We start from the raw sequence: 17,268 nt of genomic DNA, 5'->3' as shown, positions 1-17,268 counted from the left end.
GGACTGTCCGTATTTAACTCCCAGTGTCCTAAGTTGAATTTTGGAGTGTCCTAGATTGGACTTTTGGTGCTGGGAGGGCTGGAGAAACCCCGTTTGCGCTTTTTACAACGCCCCAGCTGATCGCCTCGCCAAGTCAAAACTCTCCCGGCTTGGCTAAGGCCAACCGCGTTCTACCTTTGGCACGAACGAAGTTCGAAACTGCCAAGAAGTAAGGCCGCCTCAGTTGGCTCTGGTAATGTCTAGCTACTTGCGTGGTTGTCCCCTGAAGCGGAACCACAAATGACCGATCAGTGACAGGACTATGGCGGTCAGAGCTATCGGGAGCCAGATCGACGCGGTTATGATGAACAAGGATATGATGACCACACGCCCAAAGACCGATTCGCTGACCGGATGCTTAAGACGTGCGAAATAGGCGTAGACAATAAAGATGGTGGCCGGCGCCATCCACGCGGCGACAAGCACCAACAACAGGTCAATGAGTTGGCCGGCATGATGGGGTATGAGCGCACCTCCTGACAGCGTCGGCGCGAATTGATGTTACCGCTTCGAGAGACTCGGCAATTGCCGAAGAGAATTGGTCTGCGCGCGCGTTCGCGTGCATCCATACGCTCGGCACCGCCGTCCCTGGGCGGTACCCAAAGTCATCCGAGACCGCACCGCATGCGAATCGCTGTTCTAGAGCTTTTCAACGCGCGCTCGTTGAGATGGCTCGCGCAAGAGCTCGTCCAATGCAATCATAACCATCACTGGTGTTGTGCAATCCGTCCCACGTCACAAGCGCGCTTTGCGGAACTCCGGCATTGATCGAGTTACGCATCAGCGCAAAACGAGAGAATAGACCGACCCGTTCCTGCTTCGCGACATCGGCGATGATGCCCTCCATCGTTGAGTAGCTCGCGGAAGCGAGCACCTGAGGTGCATATTGCAGATCCATCAGCACGACATCGGCAGACCCCGCCTTAAGTGCCCTTACCCCTTCAAGAACGCTTCTTTTGAGCCCTTGGTCCGGCCGGCCACCCCAGGCGACGTCATTAGTACCCAATTGCCAGATAACGAGATCGGGAGTGTGCGCGAAAACGTCACGCTCGAACCGCGCGATGTTGTTCGGTATCGTATCGCCGACTCGACCGCTGTTGATGACCTCGATCGTTGCTTTGGATCTAAGCCTCGAGAGTTCTCGGCGCATCACCTGCGGATACGTGGCCGCGGACCGAAATACCCAGAGCCCCACCGTCGACGATGATCCGATCGCGACAATCCTTAGCGGCTCACCAGATCTCAAACGCGCCGCTGTGCGGGGCAGTTGTGCGCCCAGCGAAACATCCAGATTTGCAGCAAGGCATCTCTCGCCGGATGATGCCTCGTCCTGCGCTCGAGAGGGCGCTGTGCTGGACAAACCGACAATCACGGCAGCAGCGATCGACGCTATCGTTCGAGCGGTTCGGCTTATGCATGGCAGAACAAATCGACCCATGTCCCCCAATAACCGGTCGATTCTCTCTTGACAACCCTTGGCTTCAAACGTCTGTTTTTGATTGCAGGGCAATTGACGCGTGGGGAGCGAGCAGCACGCATGAGTCCGGAGATGAGACAATGTCCGGCAAGCCTGTAGCGAAACGGTTGGTATTCCATATCGGCGGTTATGATCCAATCACGTCGCATCCCAGCGCGCAACGACGCTTTGTGCGCGAAATTGCGAGGTTCCAACGCACCTGGTCAGTGAAAGCGACCGTTGACGATTTGCATGATACCGCCGACCAGATACGATGGAATGTGACGACAGCCGGCCCCGATTGGCTCGTCGAAACCGATTACCGTCTGGTCCGATGGCACGACGTAATTGAGGCCTTCGGGCGTCGAAGCATCGTCTCACGCATTTCCTTCGGGACTCTTGCGTTTCTGGATTTCGTTTTGACCGGCACTCTTTGGCGGTACTTGCTGACCAACTGGCGCTATGCACTGTTCTTTCTCTATCCATTGGTCATGTTCGGACTGCTCATCGCTGCCGCCTTTTTGATTGGCGCAGTTGCATTCAAGATCACTGGATCCATTCCTATCGCTGCCGGTGGCGGCTTCTGCGGAATCGTAGCCGTTTTGGCCGGCCCGTGGCACTGGCTCCGCCTGGGCGCCCTGTTCGATGATTGGATTTTTTCTCGCGAGTATATTCGATGCGGAAATACGGAAATTGAGCAGAGACTGGACAGATTGGCCGCCGAGCTCGTGGCCGCGGCGAGCAGCTCTGCCGCAGACGAGATTTTGGTCATAGGGCACAGTCTTGGCGCGGTACTTGCCGTTGACCTACTTGATCGCGCCTTGAGGCTGGACCCTGCGCTCGATTGGAACAAAACTCCCGTGACATTCTTGAGCGTTGGATCATCCATACTCAAGATCGGCATGCACCCTAAGGCAACTCGCTTTCGTGCGGCTATGGAACGCGTCGCCAATTCACGCGCGATCTTCTGGGGCGATTATCAGGCCCTCATCGACCTGTTGAATTTTTACAAAAGCCGGCCGATGGCCGAAATGGGATTGTCGACAGAAAACGAGGCGATCGTCAGGATCGTGAGACTTAGTCGAATGCTTGACGACGACATGTATCGACGGATCCGCTTCGACTACTTCCGCTTGCACTGCCAGTTTGTCAGCGGAAATGATAAGCGAGCATCGTATGACTACTTCATGTTGACTTGCGGACCTGTTTCAGCCCAATCCCAGACGCTCGCGCCGGATGGCGCCGTTTCGATGATAGCTGACGACGGAGGACTTATTGCAGGCGCGCCGCAATCAGGAAGCGAACTGCCAGGTATTCCGGGCGCGGCAGCCTAGTTCAAATGACGCCCACCACTTCGAAAATCATCTTCGTTGCATTGGCGATCGGCTGGTACCTCATACGCTATAAGTACGCGCGACGCTCCCGCCGTGCGAGGATTGTGCGGAGCGCTCGCGGCCCCCTGGAAACCGCGCTCCTGCTAATATCTCTTTCGGGCCTTGGACTTGTTCCGCTCGTCTACGTGGCGACGGGAATACCTCGTTTCGCAGATCACAGCTTCTATCCCTCGCTGGCTTGGCTGGGGTCTCTCTTTGCGATTGCGGCTTTGGGCGTGTTTCACCTGACTCACCGTGCACTCGGCCGGAACTGGTCGATAAGTCTCGACGTGCGGGAGAACCATGAACTCGTGACGGAAGGGATTTACCGGAGAGTTCGACACCCGATGTATTCGGCATTTTGGCTGTGGGCGATCGCCCAGGCATTGCTGCTGCCGAATTGGATCGCCGGTTTTGCAGGCGTTGCCGGCTTCGGGGTTTTGTTCTTTGGCCGCGTTGCAAGGGAAGAGCGAATGATGCTGCAGACGTTTGGCGACAGCTACCGCGAGTATATGGCGCGAACCGGCCGGGTCTTCCCGCGGATACTCTGAGGTAGGTTAGGGCACGTCTGTTGTGCCCACGAGAGTGATTTGGAACCAGGCGCCTCAATTTGCGTGCCATTTCCGCAACATACGGTAGAAAAAGCTGTCGGAGCCGCGGACTCCCGTTGGAGTCGTGGCGAGTGTCGGGTTATTTCTATGCGTACCAGGTGAATTCCAATCGCTCCCCGAACAAATGGAGATATCCGATGTTGAAATTCGTTGTACTTGGAATTGCTTCGCTGGCCTTCGTGGGAACCGCAGTTGCTGCCGACCTGCCACGGCCTCAACCGGTTGCCGCCGCCCCCGCACCGGTTGGCAAAGCTCCGATCGGCAAATATCCCGTGGGTAAGAGCCCGGTGGGCAAATATCCGGTTGCCGCCCCGGCCCCATTGGTGACCAAGGGTTGATCTGACTATCTATTCGTACGCCAGCGGCGTTCGTCTGGGGTCGCAGGCTACCTGTGGCATCGGATCTTGGATCCAAGAGGATTCGTAGATGGCGGGAGTGATTCGGAAATATCCGGGTCTGGAGCTGTTTGCAAGGGCCGCCATGCTGGCGGCCTTTGTGGGCTTGGGGACCGGGATCAGTAGCGCGCAACCACTCGTGGCGCGTACCGACCAGCAGCAACGGGACGCTCTCCCCAGTTCGGCGACGAAGTATGCGCAGAGCATGGCTGCTGCGCCGGGAGCCCGGCCGACCACATCAGATGTAAAGCCAGTTCGAAGAGCTGCCGTCACGGGCCCCTACTACGTTGATTTTCGTGCCCGAACGGCAGCAACGTACGGTCATGCATTCGTGTGGTACGGAAAGACGAGCGAAAAGCAGGTCGAGGTCGCTGGTCTGGCTCCGGCCGGCGACGAGATACCCTACCTCCTGGGACACCTCATATTTGTCCCCTCTGAGACGGGTGCGAGCTATGGTGATCTTGACGAGCAATATCTGACGGCCAGCTATCGCGTTTATTTGAATGAGGCCGATGCCAAGAAGGTCTTTGCTCATATCAAGCACCTGCAGGAGACTTCGCCAGTGTGGAACGCAGCAACGACCAACTGCACTGCTTTCCTCGGCCGCATAGCGACTTTCATGGGCCTCAACGCTCCGTTTCATCTGCTAAAGCCTGAGGAATACGTCAACAAACTCAGAGAGCTGAACGGGGGGCGAAAAACGGTGCAGCTTGAATCGGGTCGAGGCTAGAATCCTCGGGCCGCGTTCATCCGGTTTCCCTTGCGCCAGGATAGGGGTGAGGTCTTCAAGAAATTCAAGCGAGCTTGTTTCTTTGAGGATGCGGTTCGATACGACCAACATTCGTGCGCTGCCTCGCTTGTTTGATGAATAGGCCGGGAGATCATGAGAACGTCCGGGGCGCTGCGCAGCCAGGCAGTTCGACCTCCACATGGCCATGGCTAAGCTCTTGTTGGAAACCGTTCTGAGGATGAAGTCCTCCTTGGCGTAGTTGAGGAAGGTTCGCAGAACTTGTCGTCGCAGGCGAAATTCACCGCTTAGGCAATGGTTCTGCGTCGAGGCCGAGCATCAACATCAATCGACCTGTGCACGTCGCGTACACGGCCGGATAATAGACGCACTCCGCGCCGGATCGGACCTGTATCATCAGCACGCTTGTTGATCTGCGATCATGATTGCGGCGTAGCCGACCTTTGCGGCGGTCACGGCGCGTAAAGCTGCGTGTTGTCAAGTCGACGAGCGCTCTTTCGGCTTTGTGGAAATGGAAGAGCTGAGTTCACGTCGCTCGTATTGAGCGCGGTGGATCAGACGGCTTTTTTGAGCTAAGCCGTCTGAGCCGCCTGGAACGGCGCGGGCGGCCACTCTATTGCGGCATACTGAATGCAGTAAGCTATCGCGCCGCTGTTCGGGGGACGCGGATGCGGGTTCATGTTATCGTTGCCGGCCTAATCCTAGCGGTCATCGGGAAGGCCAGCGCCACGGTTGTCGATAAAGCAACCGACGCGCAAAAGTCTTGCGAACTGCTCGTTCAGAACTCGTTCCGCAATCAGGACGAAGCTCGATCCGCCGGCGTATGTGAGGGAATGATCGAGACTGCGATGCTCTTTTCACCAAATCTGCCAGCCAACGTGCGTGCATGCCCCCCCGCGCAAGGCAGCCCCTTGCAAAGTGCCAAGGTTTTTCTGGGGTATCTTGATAACAATCCGGATCGAGCGAGTGAGCCGGGGATCACCGTCGCCATCGAAGCATTCAGAGATGCCTGGCCCTGCCATGGGGACGATGCCGGGTCCTCCACCGGAAATGGACCGAAGAAGCGTGCCCCCAAGAAAACCAAATAGAACGCGTATCTGCGGCCAGTGATGCTGGCCTTACGGTCTGCGACGTTCACGTCAGGCAATGCACACCGTTGAGGTGCGCGAACTGAACCGCAGTGCACACCTCCACAACCAGCACTCAACGCCTTATCAGCAAGCGAAGCGCGCCTGGAACAACCGTTCTGGTCGCGAGGTACGCAGGGTGCAAAAGCAGCCGATCGAGGAAGAAGACAAGCTTGGCCGAGATTGCGCTCAACTCGCATTCGTCGAAGGCAGGGCTGAAACATGCCGTGCGCCCGCCGACCGGCAAAGGCGATTGATGGATTCATTCGCCCCTGGTTCGGACGATTGGGTGCAGGCCGAAAGGCTGCTCGTCAATTTCGAATCGCCTGCCCGGTTCGTCGAGAGCTTCTGTCACCGAATGCGCCGCAGAGTGAACGATCATCCTCTTCGAGAGCGGCCGGAGCCGTATTGACGGAGTTCCGAGATTCATTTCGGCTTCCCAATGCGCCTTGTGCGCACAACTGAACAGACGCGGATCCGTTTATGGATCCTAATGGATCATCACCGCGCGGATCCCCGGGCACTATCGGTGACGCCGATGGCGCTCCCGCCTTCCTCGCATGGATATGAGAACGCCATGTTCAAGCGGCGACGTTTCAAGCAACAGCTGACCCTCCAGGACCGGCTTTCCGCATGGGTGAAGCAGGTCCAGCAACAGGCCGCCAGGCTTCCACCGGGGGCCGAGCGAGATGCCCTCCTGAAGAAGGCCCGCCAGGCCGACGTCGCCAATCATCTGCACGACTGGGTCAAATCACCCGGGCTTCAACCACCGAAATAGCCGGCAATCGGTGTTGCTCTTCGGGAGCGAAGGCTGCCGCGCATCAAGGGCGCGGCCGGTGCGCCGTCATGTTTCCGCAATCCTGCGGCACCGAACCTTTTCGCGGTCTCCAGCCTTCTTTGGGACGGGACCGCAACTCTGGGGACCTCGGCCATGACGGACAACGACACGCAGCACGATTCGATCAGACGCAATCCCCTGCTGGAGGCAGCGCAGAAGGAGATGGTGAAGTTCGAGCGCAAGGAAAACGAGTTCCGCAGAAAGGACCGTGAAGAGCGCGCCGCCGAGCTCCGCCTGCCCTTGAACGAGATCAGGATCCACTAGAGCCCGATCGGAAAAGTGCGCGGCGGTTTTCCGAGAGGATCATGCTCGAACAACGACCGAAGGCCGGCTGTCCCCTATCGGCAGCCGGCGCCGGTCGGTCGGTCCGGGGCGACCGCCTGCCGGTCTCGATCCGGGCATCGCGGTTGCGCGGCCGGTGAAGGCGCTGCGCGCAAGCTAAAGGTATCTAAATACTACATATACGCTATTGGCGTGTCGATGAATTTCCGGGCACCCTACTGTGCATGGGGTTGTTTTCCAGCTTTTGAAAGTCGAGGCATGCCTGGTGCCATCCACCGGATGGGCACGGCCTCCGTCCGGCACGCAAACCCGCCTACAGAAGCGCCAGCAGCACCAGCCCAATCACCAGCACGACGAAGCCAGCCGCCGTCGCGGCGGCAAATGACCGCTCTACGTTATCCATGATGCCACCCCGTTGTCGGCGGGCCACGTTTCCCCCATGGCCGCGCCGAACGGATAAAATCTTGCCGACGGGTGTGTCGGCAGTGGTGCGAACGGATGTCGAAATTGGGACGGGTACGCGGTCAGTCTGCGGCCGTTCGAGTGCGACCTCACGCGCCCAGCGTTACGGGGCTTTTTCAAGCCTGCCGGCCGGCTCTCGGTCCCTCTCCTCCCGGGTCAGGCGCAACGAGAAGGCGCGGATCGCGGGCGCCGCCAGCAGGACGACAGGCAGCATGGCCGCCCAGGCGATCAGCCACGACACCATCCAGTGCCGAACGAACATCATCGGGCTGCCTGCGGGCAAGCTGGCGATTCCCGTTGCGACCAGCGAGGTCAGTCCGGACTGGATGATGCCGAAGACGAAATGGGAATAGCGGCGGGGAATGCCGAGCATGAGGTATCCATGGGTGCTTGGCTCATCAGGCAAGCAAGGCACATGCCGTCACCCGGTCGGGATCTAGAAGCCTCACCGGGAACCAGCGTGCAGCCACGCCTTGCCCCGGCGCCCGGTGCAAGCCTGAACGGAGTTCAGGAACTCTGTTCATGGTCGGAGAACCACGGAGCACGCGAGCGCCCTTTCGCGCGCCGCAGCCCGCCAACGGTCCCGCGTAGTCCGTAGCCGCCCGGGATTGATCCGACGATGGTTTGGGATTGGACTGCGCGCGCCCAGGGCCTTGGGGGGCGAGGCTCCATGCGCGATCGGTGCCTGCCATGCCGCTCTATTTCTTTCGAATCCGCAACGGCCGCTATTCCGGCTGCGCCGACCAGGCGACGGAATTTGCCAATCGCGATGCGGCCTGGAAGGAGATGACCAGCGTCTGCGCCGACATGACCGCCGGCATTGCCCGCAAGCTCCAGGAGAATTCCGAATGGCAGATGGAGCTGCTGGACGAGGCCAAGGAGCCGGTGTTCCGGATCCGCATCATTGCCGAAACCTTCGACTAGCAAGGACCTCGGATCTGGCCGCGTCAGTCCGCGCTGGGCAGCCGCCGCATGGTGAACTCGATGTCGCCGCCGGGCAGTTCGCGCCAGGTCTCGACCGCACTCATGTAGCCGGCCTTGGGGTAGCGGGCGAAGAAGGCCTGCGCCCTTTCCCGCGCCGCCGCGCGCGGCAGCGTGAAGGTCTCGCGCAGATAGCCGTCGCCGGCCGCCTGGCCCGGCTTGCCGGCCATCTTGCGCCGGCGCGCCATCCGCTCGGCGAGATCCCGCGGACGATCGGCCATGTCCTGCCCTCCTCTACGCGTTCCGCTCTCAGCCAAATGTAGGGCGCGGGCCGGATCAAGAGGAGTCCTGTCCGAAGGCGTCGTGTCGCCCCCGAACGGGGCTGCGGTCAGTTGGCGGCGGTGCCGCTCTTGGTCTTCTTCGGCGTACCGGTGACGGCCGATGCTTTCGGTCCCGCCTGCTGCTTCGGCGGATCGGAGCGCATGCCGCCCCAGGGATCGTTGGACGCCTTGGAATCCGGAATCTTCTTCAGCGTTTCCTTGTAGGCCTTGTCGCGCTCGGCTTCGGCGGCCTTCTCCTCCGGGGTCTTGCTCGGCGCATCCTGCAGCAAATTGAGATTGGGCATTTGCGCGTAGGCAGGTCCCGCCAGCACGGCCAGCACCGCGGCCAAACGGAAAAGCTTCATCATCTACTCCTTGATCATCCAGGCGCACGGATAGCCCGCGCCGTATCATCCTTGTCTCAGCCCCGGTCGCAACCTGAGGCCGCTCAAGGCCGCGTGGGCCCGCTAGAGCCGATCCGATCTGCACGATTTGGGGGCATGCAGCCAGTCGTCCCAGATCGGGCCGCATTTGGTGCACCCGCTCAGCGCGAGACCGAGCGCGACCATGCCAAAGACGAGGACACACCGACGCAACATCATCCACCCGTACCCAAGCAGGGCATCATACCGGGCCAAGTCAGGCAATTTCAAGCCGAGGCGACCGGCGCGAGACCGGGTGACTTTGCCGCGCCGATGCGCGCACAATGAGGCGAAACATCCGGCAACACAGGAGAGCGCGACAGCAATGCAAATGCAGCCAGAAGCCGAGTTCGGCCTCGCCGACGCCCGCCGCATCCTGGGCGAGGTTTTTGCGCCCTGGGTCCAGGATCTCAACCTCGCGGTCGAGCGCATCGAGCACGCGCAGCCGGCAGACGTCCCGGACTGGCAGCCGGGCGCGCTCCTGCGCATGCCGTTTTCGGAGCGGCTGTGCCGGAACGGCGGCGTGCTCTGCGGCCAGGCCCTGATGGCGCTTGCCGACACCGCCATGGTGATCGCGATCCTCGCAGCCAACCGCGGCTACCGCCCCATGACCACGGTCGACCAGACCACGCATTTCATGCGCGCGGTCTCCTCAATGGACGTGCTGGCGGACGCGCGCGTGGTGCGGCTCGGGCGCACCATGAGCTTTGGCCGCGTTACGCTGCTCTCCGCCGCCGACAGCAAGCCGGTCGCGATGGTGTCGAGCGCGTTCGCGATGCTGCCGGGGTGAACGCGCTCCGCTTCAACGTCGTAAACAAAGTCTGAAACGCTGTGCAAGTAGCGCCAGTATTGAGTTTAGTTCAATGTAATTTCTATGCACTAGTTCACAATCATCAGCAGGACCTGACGCGAATGATCGAGAAGCGCACATCGCAACGTCACCGTGTTTTCAAAGGTGGAACGATCACCTTCGAAAACGGCGGCATCGCTTGCACGGTGCGAAACATGTCGGCAGGCGGCGCGGCGATCGATCTGGACGCCCCCGTCATGCTGCCGCAATCGTTCAAGCTCTCGATCGCGCGCGACCGTTTCGCACGGCATTGTCGCACGGTCTGGCGCAGCGACAAGCGCGTCGGCCTCGCCTTCGTGTAGTCGTGCAGACGGTGTGAAAGACCGTTCGCATCGCACGCGCGCTGCCGCAAGAAGTCGTCCGCCGGGACGATCGATCATGCGCGACCAAGGCGACGGCGCCTCGCGGCTTGGCTGCGCTGCAACAATGGAAGTGCGAGCCGGCCGAAATCAAACCGGCAGGTCCACAAGATCGGCCTCACTTCATTTCGGCTTCTTGGCAGGTTCGCTCGGGCGGGCGCCGCCCCACGGGTCGTACTTGTCCTTGGGCTCGGGAATGCGCTCGAGCGCGGCCTTGTAGGCCTTCTCGTCGACCTTGAGCGTATTGTCCGCCGGCTTGGCTCCGTCGTTAGGCTGGCGCCGGCCCTGCGCCTGCGCCGAGGCAGCCGTCAGTGCCAAGACCGCCGCCGCTATGACCAAAATCCTCATCGGTGCAATCCCCCTCATGTGGGGTGCAAACTAGCCGGCAATCGCGGAATAGCAAACGCCCACGGCTCCGCCCCTTCAGCAAGTTTTGATTGGCGCGGACTTCGTCGGATCGCATTCGTGCCTATTTGTCGGTCCGCAGGGGACCTTCACGGATGTTGCGGATTATTTCTCATGCAGCGCTGCTCGGTGGCGCGCTTGGTCTCGGTGCTTGCGGCTTTGCCGACAGCCGTGCACCGGTACCGGAATTCATGCGCATGAAGGAGACGGAGCAGCCGCCGCCCGAAGCGCCTCCCGACGTCAAGCGCTTGGTGCGCGAGCAGATCGACGTCGTCTTTCTCGCAACATCCTATCCGCGCGAGGTGCAAGTCGCCCCGCCCCGTCGCGAGGTGCGAGGACCGGGCTGGACGGCGTGCGTCCGCGCGCAGCTCACCTCCGCGACCGGCACGCCGCTCGGTGCCCAGACCCACATCGTGACGATATCAGGCGGACGCGTTGTCGACCGCCGACGCGCGGAAGAGGACGACATCTGCGGGACCGAAACTTACGAACCGATCTAGTCTAGGCGCGCCCTGGTCAATGTACGTCCGCCCCGGTCGTTTTCGGACACGGTCATCGCATCGGACTCGCACTGCTGGAATGTAGACGCTATAGCGGCGCCATGCTCGACTTCGACGCCCACTACGATGCCCTCCGCCGCCGTGACGCAACGTTGGACGGCGTGATATTCGTCGCGGTGAGAACAACGGGCATCTATTGTCGCCCCGTCTGCCCGTTCGCCCGACATCTCGATGCGTCTCCACTGCAAGTGGCGCTATCGATCCGTGTACGGCGCGCCAAGCGGCTGCTTGACGCCAGCGATCTTCCGATGGCCGCCGTCGCGGAACGCGCAGGCTTTTCGAGCACGCGACGCATGAGCACCGCATTCACGCGACTCTACGGCCGCCCGCCATCGACCTTCCGGAGAAAGGCCGAAGCTTCGTGAGTCCAACACGGGTGAGTGCGATGAGGAGATTCAGATGACCGCGAAGAGCTATGGAACAGTCGACGTCGAACGACAGAAGCAGATGAGTGGGCTGGAGTTCGTCAAAGGCCTTGCCGACGGAACCCTGCCTCTCAACACGATCGCCCAAACACTGGGTTATGATGTGGTGGAGGCTGAGCTCGGCCGCGTCGTCGTCACGATCGTGCCCACCGGCGCTCACCTCAACCCGGCAGGCACTGTGCACGGTGGCCTCACGGCCACCTTGCTCGACAGTTGCATGGGACTCGCGATCCAATCGACCCTCGACAAGGGCACCGGCCAGACCACGCTTGAGTTCAAGGTTTCGCTGCTGCGACCGATTACGCCGGAGACCGGCCTGATCACGGCCGAGGGCAAGGTTCTGAATTGCGGTCGCCGCATCGGAACGGCCGACGGACGCGTCACGGATGCCAAGGGGCGATTGCTCGCTCACGGCACGACCACGTGCCTCATCTTCCCGACTTGAGATCAAGGGAACAAGCGCCCGACAAAGTGCCAGTTCCGGGAAAAACCAGCATCGCGGCGGGGAACGATCACAGCCTCCCCTTCTTGTTACCGCCGAGGGCAGTCTCGGAGGAGGACATGATGAGGACGTTTACGATGGCGCTGTTGGCGGGCGTCGGTGCCTTGGCAGCCGCGTCGGGTGCGAAGGCTTCCGATATCTACACGACCAGCGAATACACCAATCCGGATCTCGTCCAGCAGGTGCGGCTCGTCTGCGACGACGACGGCCGCTGTTATCGCACGCGCGGCGGTTCACGCGTGATCGTACGCGATTCCTACAACTACATGCCGCGCGACCGCTATTACGAGCGCCGGACCTATCATCGCCATCGGGACGACGGCCCGCGCGCCGGAGTCGGCATTCGTGCGCCCGGCGTGAGCGTCGGGGTCGGTGTCGACCGCTGGTAATCGATCAACGATGGGCGGGACCGGACGAGATGAAGCGCCCGGTCCCGTTCGCATGATCGTGTCAGGCGACCGGCGCTATACGGCGGCCGATTGCTGCTGGAACTGCTCGTAGGCCGCGATCGCATCCGCGGCGTACATCAGCGACGGCCCGCCTCCCATGTAGACGGCCATGCCGAGCGTCTCCTCGATCTCCTGGCGCGTCGCGCCGAGCCTCACCAGCGCCTCGGTGTGAAAGCCGATGCAGCCGTCGCAATGCGCGGCGACGCCGAGCGCCAGCGCGATCAATTCCTTGGTCTTCTTGTCCAGCGCGCCGTCGCGCGTGGCGGCCTGAGCGAGCAAGGCAAATCCCTTCATGGTGTCGGGAATGTCGCTCCGCAGCTTCTTCAGGTTGGCCGAGATGTTCCTCGTGATATCGACGTAGTTCTTGTCCATCGGTCCCTCGCTAGCTGGATCTGGCTGTGGTCGGAGCCGCCTCGCGCGGCGCGCGCAAGGCGATGTAGATCGCGGGAATCACCAGCACGGTGAGCAGCGTTGACGAGGCGAGCCCGAACAGGAGCGAGATCGCCAATCCCTGGAAAATCGGATCGAGCAGGATTGTTGCGGCGCCGATCATGGCCGCAAGCGCGGTGAGCAGGATCGGCTTGAAGCGGACGGCACCGGCTTCCAGCACCACGTCGCGCAGCGACTTGCCCTCGGCGCCGCTGTGCCGGATGAAGTCGACCAGCAGGATCGAGTTGCGCACGATGATGCCGGCCAGCGCGATGAAGCCGATCATCGAGGTCGCTGTGAACGGCGCACCCAGCAGCCAGTGCCCGATCAGGATGCCGATCAGCGTCAGCGGGATCGGCGTCAGGATCACGAGCGGCAGACGGAAGCTCCTGAACTGGGCGACGACCAGCACGTAGATGCCGAGGATGGCTGCGCCGAAGGCCGCACCCATGTCGCGGAAGGTCACCCAGGTGATTTCCCATTCGCCGTCCCACAGCAGCGTCGGACGCGACTCGTCCGCCGGCTGGCCGTGCAGGCTGATCGCAGGCTTCGGCAGCTTGCCCCAGTCATGCGCATCCACGCGATCGGCGACCGCGAGCATGCCGTAGAGCGGCGCCTCGAAGCGCCCGGCAAGCTCGGCCATCACCATGTCGGCAAAGCGGCCGTCGCGGCGGAAGATCGTCGGCGACCCCTCCTCCATGGTCGCCTTCACGACCTGGCCGAGCTCGACCACCGTCTTGCTGCCGGGCAATGTATTGGCTGGCACCGGCGTGGAGGCCAAAGCCTCGTCCCAGACCAGGTCGCGCTTTCCGAGATGCACCGCGATCTCGATCGGGTTGCGGTCCTCGCCGCGATGCGAATAGCCGATCGAGGTGCCGCCGAACAGCGTCTGGATGGTGTCGTAGACGTCGCGCTGCTCGACGCCGAAGAATTCGAGCCGGTCCTGGTCGATCGAGAGCCGCAGCCGTGGCCGCTTCTCGCCGATGGAATCGTCGATGTCGACGATGAACGGCACGTCCGCGAAGATCTTCTTGAGCTCGGCCGTGACCGCCCGGCGCGTGGTCGCATCGGGACCGTAGACCTCGGCGAGCAACGTCGACAGCACCGGCGGACCGGGCGGCACTTCGACCACCTTGATGCTGGTGCCCGCGGGCGGACCGAGCGCCTTCAGCTTCTCGCGCAGCTCGAGCGCGATATCGTGGCTCGCGCGCTTGCGCTCGCCGCGCGCAGTCAGGTTGATCTGCACTTCGCCGAACTCGGGCCTCTCCCGCAAGTAATAGTGCCGTACCAGGCCGTTGAAGTTGAAGGGAGCCGGCGTGCCGGCATAGGATTGCAGCGACGTCACCTCCGGCAATTGCCGCGCAATCTCGGCCGCACCGAACAGCGTGCGCTCGGTCGCCTCCAGGCTAGCCCCTTCCGGCAGGTCGACGAGAACGGCGATCTCGGACTTGTTGTCGAACGGCAGAAGCTTGACGGTCACCGACTTGGTCGCAAACAGCGTCATCGACAGCAGCGTCGCGACGCCGACGCCGAGCAGGAATATCCAGGCCGACCGCTTGTTCCGCACGATCGGCGTCGCGAAGCGCCGGTAGAGCCGGCCGAGTCGGCCTTCGTCGTGGGCCGCATGTGTCGGGGCGATGTCGCCCTTCGGCGCGAGCTTGAGCATCAGCCAGGGCGCCACCACCATCGCCACGAAGAACGAGAACAGCATGGCAGCCGACGCATTGGCCGGGATCGGCGCCATATAGGGGCCCATCAGGCCCGACACGAACAGCATCGGCAACAGCGCCGCGACCACGGTCAGCGTCGCGACGATGGTGGGGTTGCCGACCTCCGCCACCGCCTCGATGGTCGCCTGCAGGCGCGGCCGGCCGTCGCGCATGGCCCAGTGCCGCGCGATGTTCTCGACCACGACGATGGCGTCGTCGACGAGAATGCCGATCGAGAAGATCAGCGCGAACAGGCTGACGCGGTTGATGGTGTAGCCCATCAAGTTTGCGGCGAACATCGTGAGCAGGATCGTCGTGGGAATCACGACGAAGGTCACCAGCGCCTCGCGCCAGCCGATCGCCATCGCGATCAGCACGACGATCGAGATCGTTGCGAGCCCGAGATGGAACAACAGCTCGTTGGCCTTCTCGTTGGCGGTCTCGCCGTAGTCGCGCGTCACCGTCACCTGGATATCTTCGGGAAGAAGGCGCGACTTCAGTCCTTCGAGGCGTTCGGCGATGCTCTCGGACACGACGACCGCATTGGCGCCGGCCCGCTTGGCCAGCGCCAGGCTGACGGCAGGCGTGCGCGTCCACTGTCCGGCGCTGTCACGTGATTCGGTCCAGACCCGATGCTCGACGGTGCTCGGGCCGACGATGACGGAGGCGACGTCCTTGACGTAGACCGGCCGGCCGTCGCGGCTCGTGATGAGCAATAGTCCGATATCGGGAACGCCGGACAGCGTCTGGCCCGCCGCGACGCTCCGCACGATGCCGGCATCGCGGACCTGGCCCGCCAGGAACGAGCGGTTGGCGTCCTTGACCTTGGCCACGAGCTGCTGCAGCGTGATGCCGAACAGCGACAGCTTCTCCGGATCTGGCTCGACCCGGATCTGTTGCGCCGCGCCGCCGGATATGTAGGTCAGGCCGATATCGTCGACCTTCATCAGTTCCGCACGCAACTTGTCTGCGAGCTCGTAGAGGTCCTTGTCGGTCCAGCGGCTGGCAGCTTCCGGCTTCGGCGACAGCGTCAACACCGTGACCGCGACGTCGTTGATGCCCCGGCCGACGATCAGCGGCTCGGGAATGCCGACGGGAATGCGGTCGAGATTGGCGCGGATCTTCTCGTGCACCCGCAGGATGGCGTCCTCGGACTTGGTGCCGACCAGGAAACGTGCGGTGACCATCACGCGATCGTCCTCGGTCTGGCTATAGACGTGCTCGACGCCGTCGATGCCCTTGACGATCGATTCCAGCGGCTTGCTCACCAGCTCCACCGCGTCCGGCCCGCGCAGGCCGTCGGCATTGACACGGATGTCCACCATGGGAACGCTGATCTGCGGCTCCTCCTCGCGCGGGATCACCACGACGGCGATCAGCCCGACGACGAGCGCCGCGAGCAGGAACAGCGGCGTCAGCGGCGATGCGATGGTCGACTTGGTCAACCGTCCCGAGAGCCCGAGATTCACGGCCGCACCAATTGGTCGCCGGCTGAAATGCCGGACAGGATCTCGAGCCCGTCGGGGTGCGCCGGCGTCGGCAATTCGCGGCCACGCTGCACCGGCACGTCTATCGTGCCGCTGTCCTTCTGCAGCCGAACATAGTCGATGCCGAACCGGCTCGTCACGTAACTCGAAGGGATGACGAAGGCCGGTCGCATGCCGCCGGAGATCCAGACCCGCAAGCGGTCACCGACGAAATATTCCCCGAGGCCTTCGACGGTCGCATCCGCGATGACGCGCCCCTCCTCGATCTGAGGATAGACGAGGTCGATGACGCCCGACTTGGCGGCTTCTCCGACGAACTCCGCGCCATCGACGCGAATCCTGTCGCCCGCCTTGAGTAAGCGCGCATGCCGCTCCGGCACGCGAAGCCGCAGCTTGAAGTTCTGTTGGGCGACGGTGACGATCGGATCGCCCGCGAGCACGACGGATCCTATCGTGATCAACCGCTTCAGCACGCGACCATCCGCCGGCGCGAGCACCTGACCTTGGTTGAGCTGCTCGTTGATCACCGCACGTTCGGCCGTCTTGGCACGCAGGCCGTTCTCGGCGACGTTCAGCGCGGTGCGCTGCTCGTCGAGCTTGATCCGGGGCAGAATACCGCGTTCGACCAGCCCTTCGGTCCGGCTGAAGTCGAGCTGCGCCTGGTTCGCCTGCGCCTGCAGCGCCTCGATCTGCGCGTCGAGCGATTTCATCTGCAGCACGAGCTTTTCGTCGCCGATGGTCGCGATTGCCTGGCCGGCGGCGACGCGATCCCCTTCCCTGACCTTGAGCTGAACCACCGTGCCGCCGATGCGTCCGCGCGCCGGCACCACGCTGGTGCTCTCGACCGTGGCGAAGACCGCCTTTTCATCGGCGATCGATTGCCGTGCGACCACAAGCGTTTCGGCCGCCGTCGCCGGTGTTCCAGACAAGCCTATCGCCGCGAAAGCAGCCAGCAGGCCAAAATAACTCGCCATACATCGCATGGGACTCTTCCGTGTCATGACCAAAGCATCACCACGCCGCTGCGCAGCTCATTTCATCTGCATCGGAAAGGGGCGTGTTGATCCTGGTCAAGGCGCCCTCCTCCGAACTCTCCTAG

23 protein-coding genes are annotated in these 17,268 nt (G+C 62.2%); 15 read left to right on the top strand and 8 right to left on the bottom strand.

Going from position 1 to position 17,268, the window contains the following annotated elements; all coding sequences use genetic code 11:
* Positions 1-688 precede the first annotated feature (688 nt).
* The gene (locus EDE08_RS22955) at positions 689-1,399 is read right to left on the bottom strand and encodes an SGNH/GDSL hydrolase family protein (protein ID WP_245524865.1); all 711 of its coding nucleotides are present in this window, start codon (positions 1,397-1,399) and stop codon (positions 689-691) included.
* 197 nt (positions 1,400-1,596) lie between these two features.
* On the opposite strand from EDE08_RS22955, the gene EDE08_RS22950 reads away from it, so the two are divergent.
* The 8 genes from EDE08_RS22950 (at position 1,597) to EDE08_RS38545 (ending at position 6,851) form a co-directional block, all read left to right on the top strand.
* Entirely contained in the window at positions 1,597-2,829 is a 1,233-nt protein-coding gene (locus EDE08_RS22950) for a hypothetical protein (protein WP_131871324.1), read from the top strand.
* Between the two features lie 5 nt (positions 2,830-2,834).
* Positions 2,835-3,419: a protein-S-isoprenylcysteine O-methyltransferase gene (locus tag EDE08_RS22945; RefSeq protein WP_131871325.1), complete on the top strand. Its 585-nt coding sequence runs from the start codon at positions 2,835-2,837 to the stop codon at positions 3,417-3,419.
* 197 nt (positions 3,420-3,616) lie between these two features.
* Positions 3,617-3,817, top strand: coding sequence for a hypothetical protein (locus EDE08_RS22940; protein ID WP_131871326.1), 201 nt, complete (start codon positions 3,617-3,619; stop codon positions 3,815-3,817).
* Between the two features lie 88 nt (positions 3,818-3,905).
* Positions 3,906-4,604, top strand: a complete 699-nt coding sequence (locus tag EDE08_RS22935) for a hypothetical protein (RefSeq protein ID WP_131871327.1) — start codon at positions 3,906-3,908, stop codon at positions 4,602-4,604.
* A 686-nt stretch (positions 4,605-5,290) separates the two neighbouring features.
* Complete coding sequence (locus tag EDE08_RS22930; protein WP_131871328.1) at positions 5,291-5,710, top strand: Rap1a/Tai family immunity protein; 420 nt, start codon at positions 5,291-5,293, stop codon at positions 5,708-5,710.
* 58 nt (positions 5,711-5,768) lie between these two features.
* A complete protein-coding gene (locus EDE08_RS22925) occupies positions 5,769-6,161 on the top strand; it encodes a hypothetical protein (RefSeq protein WP_131871329.1) in 393 nt (130 codons plus the stop codon).
* A 165-nt stretch (positions 6,162-6,326) separates the two neighbouring features.
* Positions 6,327-6,527, top strand: coding sequence for a hypothetical protein (locus EDE08_RS22920; protein ID WP_131871330.1), 201 nt, complete (start codon positions 6,327-6,329; stop codon positions 6,525-6,527).
* 153 nt (positions 6,528-6,680) lie between these two features.
* Positions 6,681-6,851, top strand: coding sequence for a hypothetical protein (locus EDE08_RS38545; protein ID WP_165936118.1), 171 nt, complete (start codon positions 6,681-6,683; stop codon positions 6,849-6,851).
* A gap of 583 nt (positions 6,852-7,434) precedes the next feature.
* On the opposite strand, the gene EDE08_RS22915 is transcribed toward EDE08_RS38545, so the two are convergent.
* A complete protein-coding gene (locus tag EDE08_RS22915; protein WP_131871331.1) occupies positions 7,435-7,704 on the bottom strand; it encodes a DUF2798 domain-containing protein in 270 nt (89 codons plus the stop codon).
* Positions 7,705-8,021: 317 nt separating this feature from the next.
* Between EDE08_RS22915 and EDE08_RS22910 the strand changes: the two genes are divergently transcribed.
* Positions 8,022-8,255 (top strand): DUF6894 family protein, encoded by a 234-nt coding sequence (locus EDE08_RS22910; RefSeq protein WP_131871332.1) that lies wholly within the window; start codon positions 8,022-8,024, stop codon positions 8,253-8,255.
* A gap of 23 nt (positions 8,256-8,278) precedes the next feature.
* Here the strand turns inward: EDE08_RS22910 and EDE08_RS22905 are convergent, their stop codons facing one another.
* Positions 8,279-8,533, bottom strand: a complete 255-nt coding sequence (locus EDE08_RS22905; RefSeq protein WP_028181102.1) for a hypothetical protein — start codon at positions 8,531-8,533, stop codon at positions 8,279-8,281.
* A gap of 107 nt (positions 8,534-8,640) precedes the next feature.
* A complete protein-coding gene (locus tag EDE08_RS22900) occupies positions 8,641-8,937 on the bottom strand; it encodes a hypothetical protein (RefSeq protein WP_131871389.1) in 297 nt (98 codons plus the stop codon).
* Positions 8,938-9,319: 382 nt separating this feature from the next.
* Between EDE08_RS22900 and EDE08_RS22890 the strand changes: the two genes are divergently transcribed.
* Both EDE08_RS22890 and EDE08_RS22885 read left to right on the top strand, forming a co-directional pair.
* A complete protein-coding gene (locus tag EDE08_RS22890; protein WP_131871333.1) occupies positions 9,320-9,784 on the top strand; it encodes a PaaI family thioesterase in 465 nt (154 codons plus the stop codon).
* Between the two features lie 122 nt (positions 9,785-9,906).
* On the top strand, positions 9,907-10,146 hold the full coding sequence (locus EDE08_RS22885; RefSeq protein ID WP_165936117.1) for a PilZ domain-containing protein: 240 nt from the start codon (positions 9,907-9,909) through the stop codon (positions 10,144-10,146).
* Between the two features lie 180 nt (positions 10,147-10,326).
* Here EDE08_RS22885 and EDE08_RS22880 read toward each other — a convergent pair whose 3' ends face one another.
* A complete protein-coding gene (locus tag EDE08_RS22880; protein WP_131871335.1) occupies positions 10,327-10,551 on the bottom strand; it encodes a hypothetical protein in 225 nt (74 codons plus the stop codon).
* 152 nt (positions 10,552-10,703) lie between these two features.
* Here EDE08_RS22880 and EDE08_RS22875 point away from each other — a divergent pair, with 152 nt between their 5' ends.
* The 4 genes from EDE08_RS22875 to EDE08_RS22860 all read left to right on the top strand — a co-directional run bounded on the left by EDE08_RS22875 (position 10,704) and on the right by EDE08_RS22860 (position 12,484).
* Entirely contained in the window at positions 10,704-11,108 is a 405-nt protein-coding gene (locus EDE08_RS22875) for a hypothetical protein (RefSeq protein WP_131871336.1), read from the top strand.
* A 101-nt stretch (positions 11,109-11,209) separates the two neighbouring features.
* A complete protein-coding gene (locus tag EDE08_RS22870; protein ID WP_131871337.1) occupies positions 11,210-11,533 on the top strand; it encodes a helix-turn-helix domain-containing protein in 324 nt (107 codons plus the stop codon).
* Positions 11,534-11,567: 34 nt separating this feature from the next.
* Positions 11,568-12,038, top strand: a complete 471-nt coding sequence (locus EDE08_RS22865; RefSeq protein WP_131871338.1) for a PaaI family thioesterase — start codon at positions 11,568-11,570, stop codon at positions 12,036-12,038.
* A 116-nt stretch (positions 12,039-12,154) separates the two neighbouring features.
* Positions 12,155-12,484 carry a hypothetical protein gene (locus EDE08_RS22860; protein ID WP_131871339.1) on the top strand — a complete coding sequence of 110 codons (330 nt, stop codon included), beginning with the start codon at positions 12,155-12,157 and terminating at the stop codon, positions 12,482-12,484.
* Positions 12,485-12,559: 75 nt separating this feature from the next.
* Here the strand turns inward: EDE08_RS22860 and EDE08_RS22855 are convergent, their stop codons facing one another.
* From EDE08_RS22855 to EDE08_RS22845, 3 genes are read right to left on the bottom strand one after another with little or no spacing between them, the layout of a single operon-like run.
* Positions 12,560-12,916 carry a carboxymuconolactone decarboxylase family protein gene (locus EDE08_RS22855; protein ID WP_131871340.1) on the bottom strand — a complete coding sequence of 119 codons (357 nt, stop codon included), beginning with the start codon at positions 12,914-12,916 and terminating at the stop codon, positions 12,560-12,562.
* A gap of 10 nt (positions 12,917-12,926) precedes the next feature.
* Positions 12,927-16,151, bottom strand: coding sequence for an efflux RND transporter permease subunit (locus EDE08_RS22850; protein ID WP_131871341.1), 3,225 nt, complete (start codon positions 16,149-16,151; stop codon positions 12,927-12,929).
* Entirely contained in the window at positions 16,148-17,143 is a 996-nt protein-coding gene (locus tag EDE08_RS22845) for an efflux RND transporter periplasmic adaptor subunit (protein WP_165936116.1), read from the bottom strand. Before EDE08_RS22845 ends, EDE08_RS22850 begins: the two co-directional genes overlap by 4 nt.
* Between the last annotated feature and the right edge of the window lie 125 nt (positions 17,144-17,268).

This window comes from Bradyrhizobium sp. R2.2-H, from assembly GCF_004346455.1.
Lineage (GTDB): Bacteria > Pseudomonadota > Alphaproteobacteria > Rhizobiales > Xanthobacteraceae > Bradyrhizobium > Bradyrhizobium diversitatis.
Note: the sequence above shows the minus strand (reverse complement) of the source record. Positions and strands in the feature narration are given on the sequence as shown.

Bases quoted from the DNA above. Each gene is read 5' to 3' on its own strand.
- EDE08_RS22950 (WP_131871324.1), top strand. From the start codon at position 1,597: ATGTCCGGCAAGCCTGTAGCGAAACGGTTGGTATTCCATATCGGCGGT.
- EDE08_RS22945 (WP_131871325.1), top strand. From the start codon at position 2,835: ATGACGCCCACCACTTCGAAAATCATCTTCGTTGCATTGGCGATCGGC.
- EDE08_RS22940 (WP_131871326.1), top strand. From the start codon at position 3,617: ATGTTGAAATTCGTTGTACTTGGAATTGCTTCGCTGGCCTTCGTGGGA.
- EDE08_RS22935 (WP_131871327.1), top strand. From the start codon at position 3,906: ATGGCGGGAGTGATTCGGAAATATCCGGGTCTGGAGCTGTTTGCAAGG.
- EDE08_RS22930 (WP_131871328.1), top strand. From the start codon at position 5,291: ATGCGGGTTCATGTTATCGTTGCCGGCCTAATCCTAGCGGTCATCGGG.
- EDE08_RS22925 (WP_131871329.1), top strand. From the start codon at position 5,769: ATGCACACCGTTGAGGTGCGCGAACTGAACCGCAGTGCACACCTCCAC.
- EDE08_RS22920 (WP_131871330.1), top strand. From the start codon at position 6,327: ATGTTCAAGCGGCGACGTTTCAAGCAACAGCTGACCCTCCAGGACCGG.
- EDE08_RS38545 (WP_165936118.1), top strand. From the start codon at position 6,681: ATGACGGACAACGACACGCAGCACGATTCGATCAGACGCAATCCCCTG.
- EDE08_RS22915 (WP_131871331.1), bottom strand. From the start codon at position 7,704: ATGCTCGGCATTCCCCGCCGCTATTCCCATTTCGTCTTCGGCATCATC.
- EDE08_RS22910 (WP_131871332.1), top strand. From the start codon at position 8,022: ATGCCGCTCTATTTCTTTCGAATCCGCAACGGCCGCTATTCCGGCTGC.
- EDE08_RS22905 (WP_028181102.1), bottom strand. From the start codon at position 8,533: ATGGCCGATCGTCCGCGGGATCTCGCCGAGCGGATGGCGCGCCGGCGC.
- EDE08_RS22900 (WP_131871389.1), bottom strand. From the start codon at position 8,937: ATGAAGCTTTTCCGTTTGGCCGCGGTGCTGGCCGTGCTGGCGGGACCT.
- EDE08_RS22890 (WP_131871333.1), top strand. From the start codon at position 9,320: ATGCAAATGCAGCCAGAAGCCGAGTTCGGCCTCGCCGACGCCCGCCGC.
- EDE08_RS22885 (WP_165936117.1), top strand. From the start codon at position 9,907: ATGATCGAGAAGCGCACATCGCAACGTCACCGTGTTTTCAAAGGTGGA.
- EDE08_RS22880 (WP_131871335.1), bottom strand. From the start codon at position 10,551: ATGAGGATTTTGGTCATAGCGGCGGCGGTCTTGGCACTGACGGCTGCC.
- EDE08_RS22875 (WP_131871336.1), top strand. From the start codon at position 10,704: ATGTTGCGGATTATTTCTCATGCAGCGCTGCTCGGTGGCGCGCTTGGT.
- EDE08_RS22870 (WP_131871337.1), top strand. From the start codon at position 11,210: ATGCTCGACTTCGACGCCCACTACGATGCCCTCCGCCGCCGTGACGCA.
- EDE08_RS22865 (WP_131871338.1), top strand. From the start codon at position 11,568: ATGACCGCGAAGAGCTATGGAACAGTCGACGTCGAACGACAGAAGCAG.
- EDE08_RS22860 (WP_131871339.1), top strand. From the start codon at position 12,155: ATGATGAGGACGTTTACGATGGCGCTGTTGGCGGGCGTCGGTGCCTTG.
- EDE08_RS22855 (WP_131871340.1), bottom strand. From the start codon at position 12,916: ATGGACAAGAACTACGTCGATATCACGAGGAACATCTCGGCCAACCTG.
- EDE08_RS22845 (WP_165936116.1), bottom strand. From the start codon at position 17,143: ATGGCGAGTTATTTTGGCCTGCTGGCTGCTTTCGCGGCGATAGGCTTG.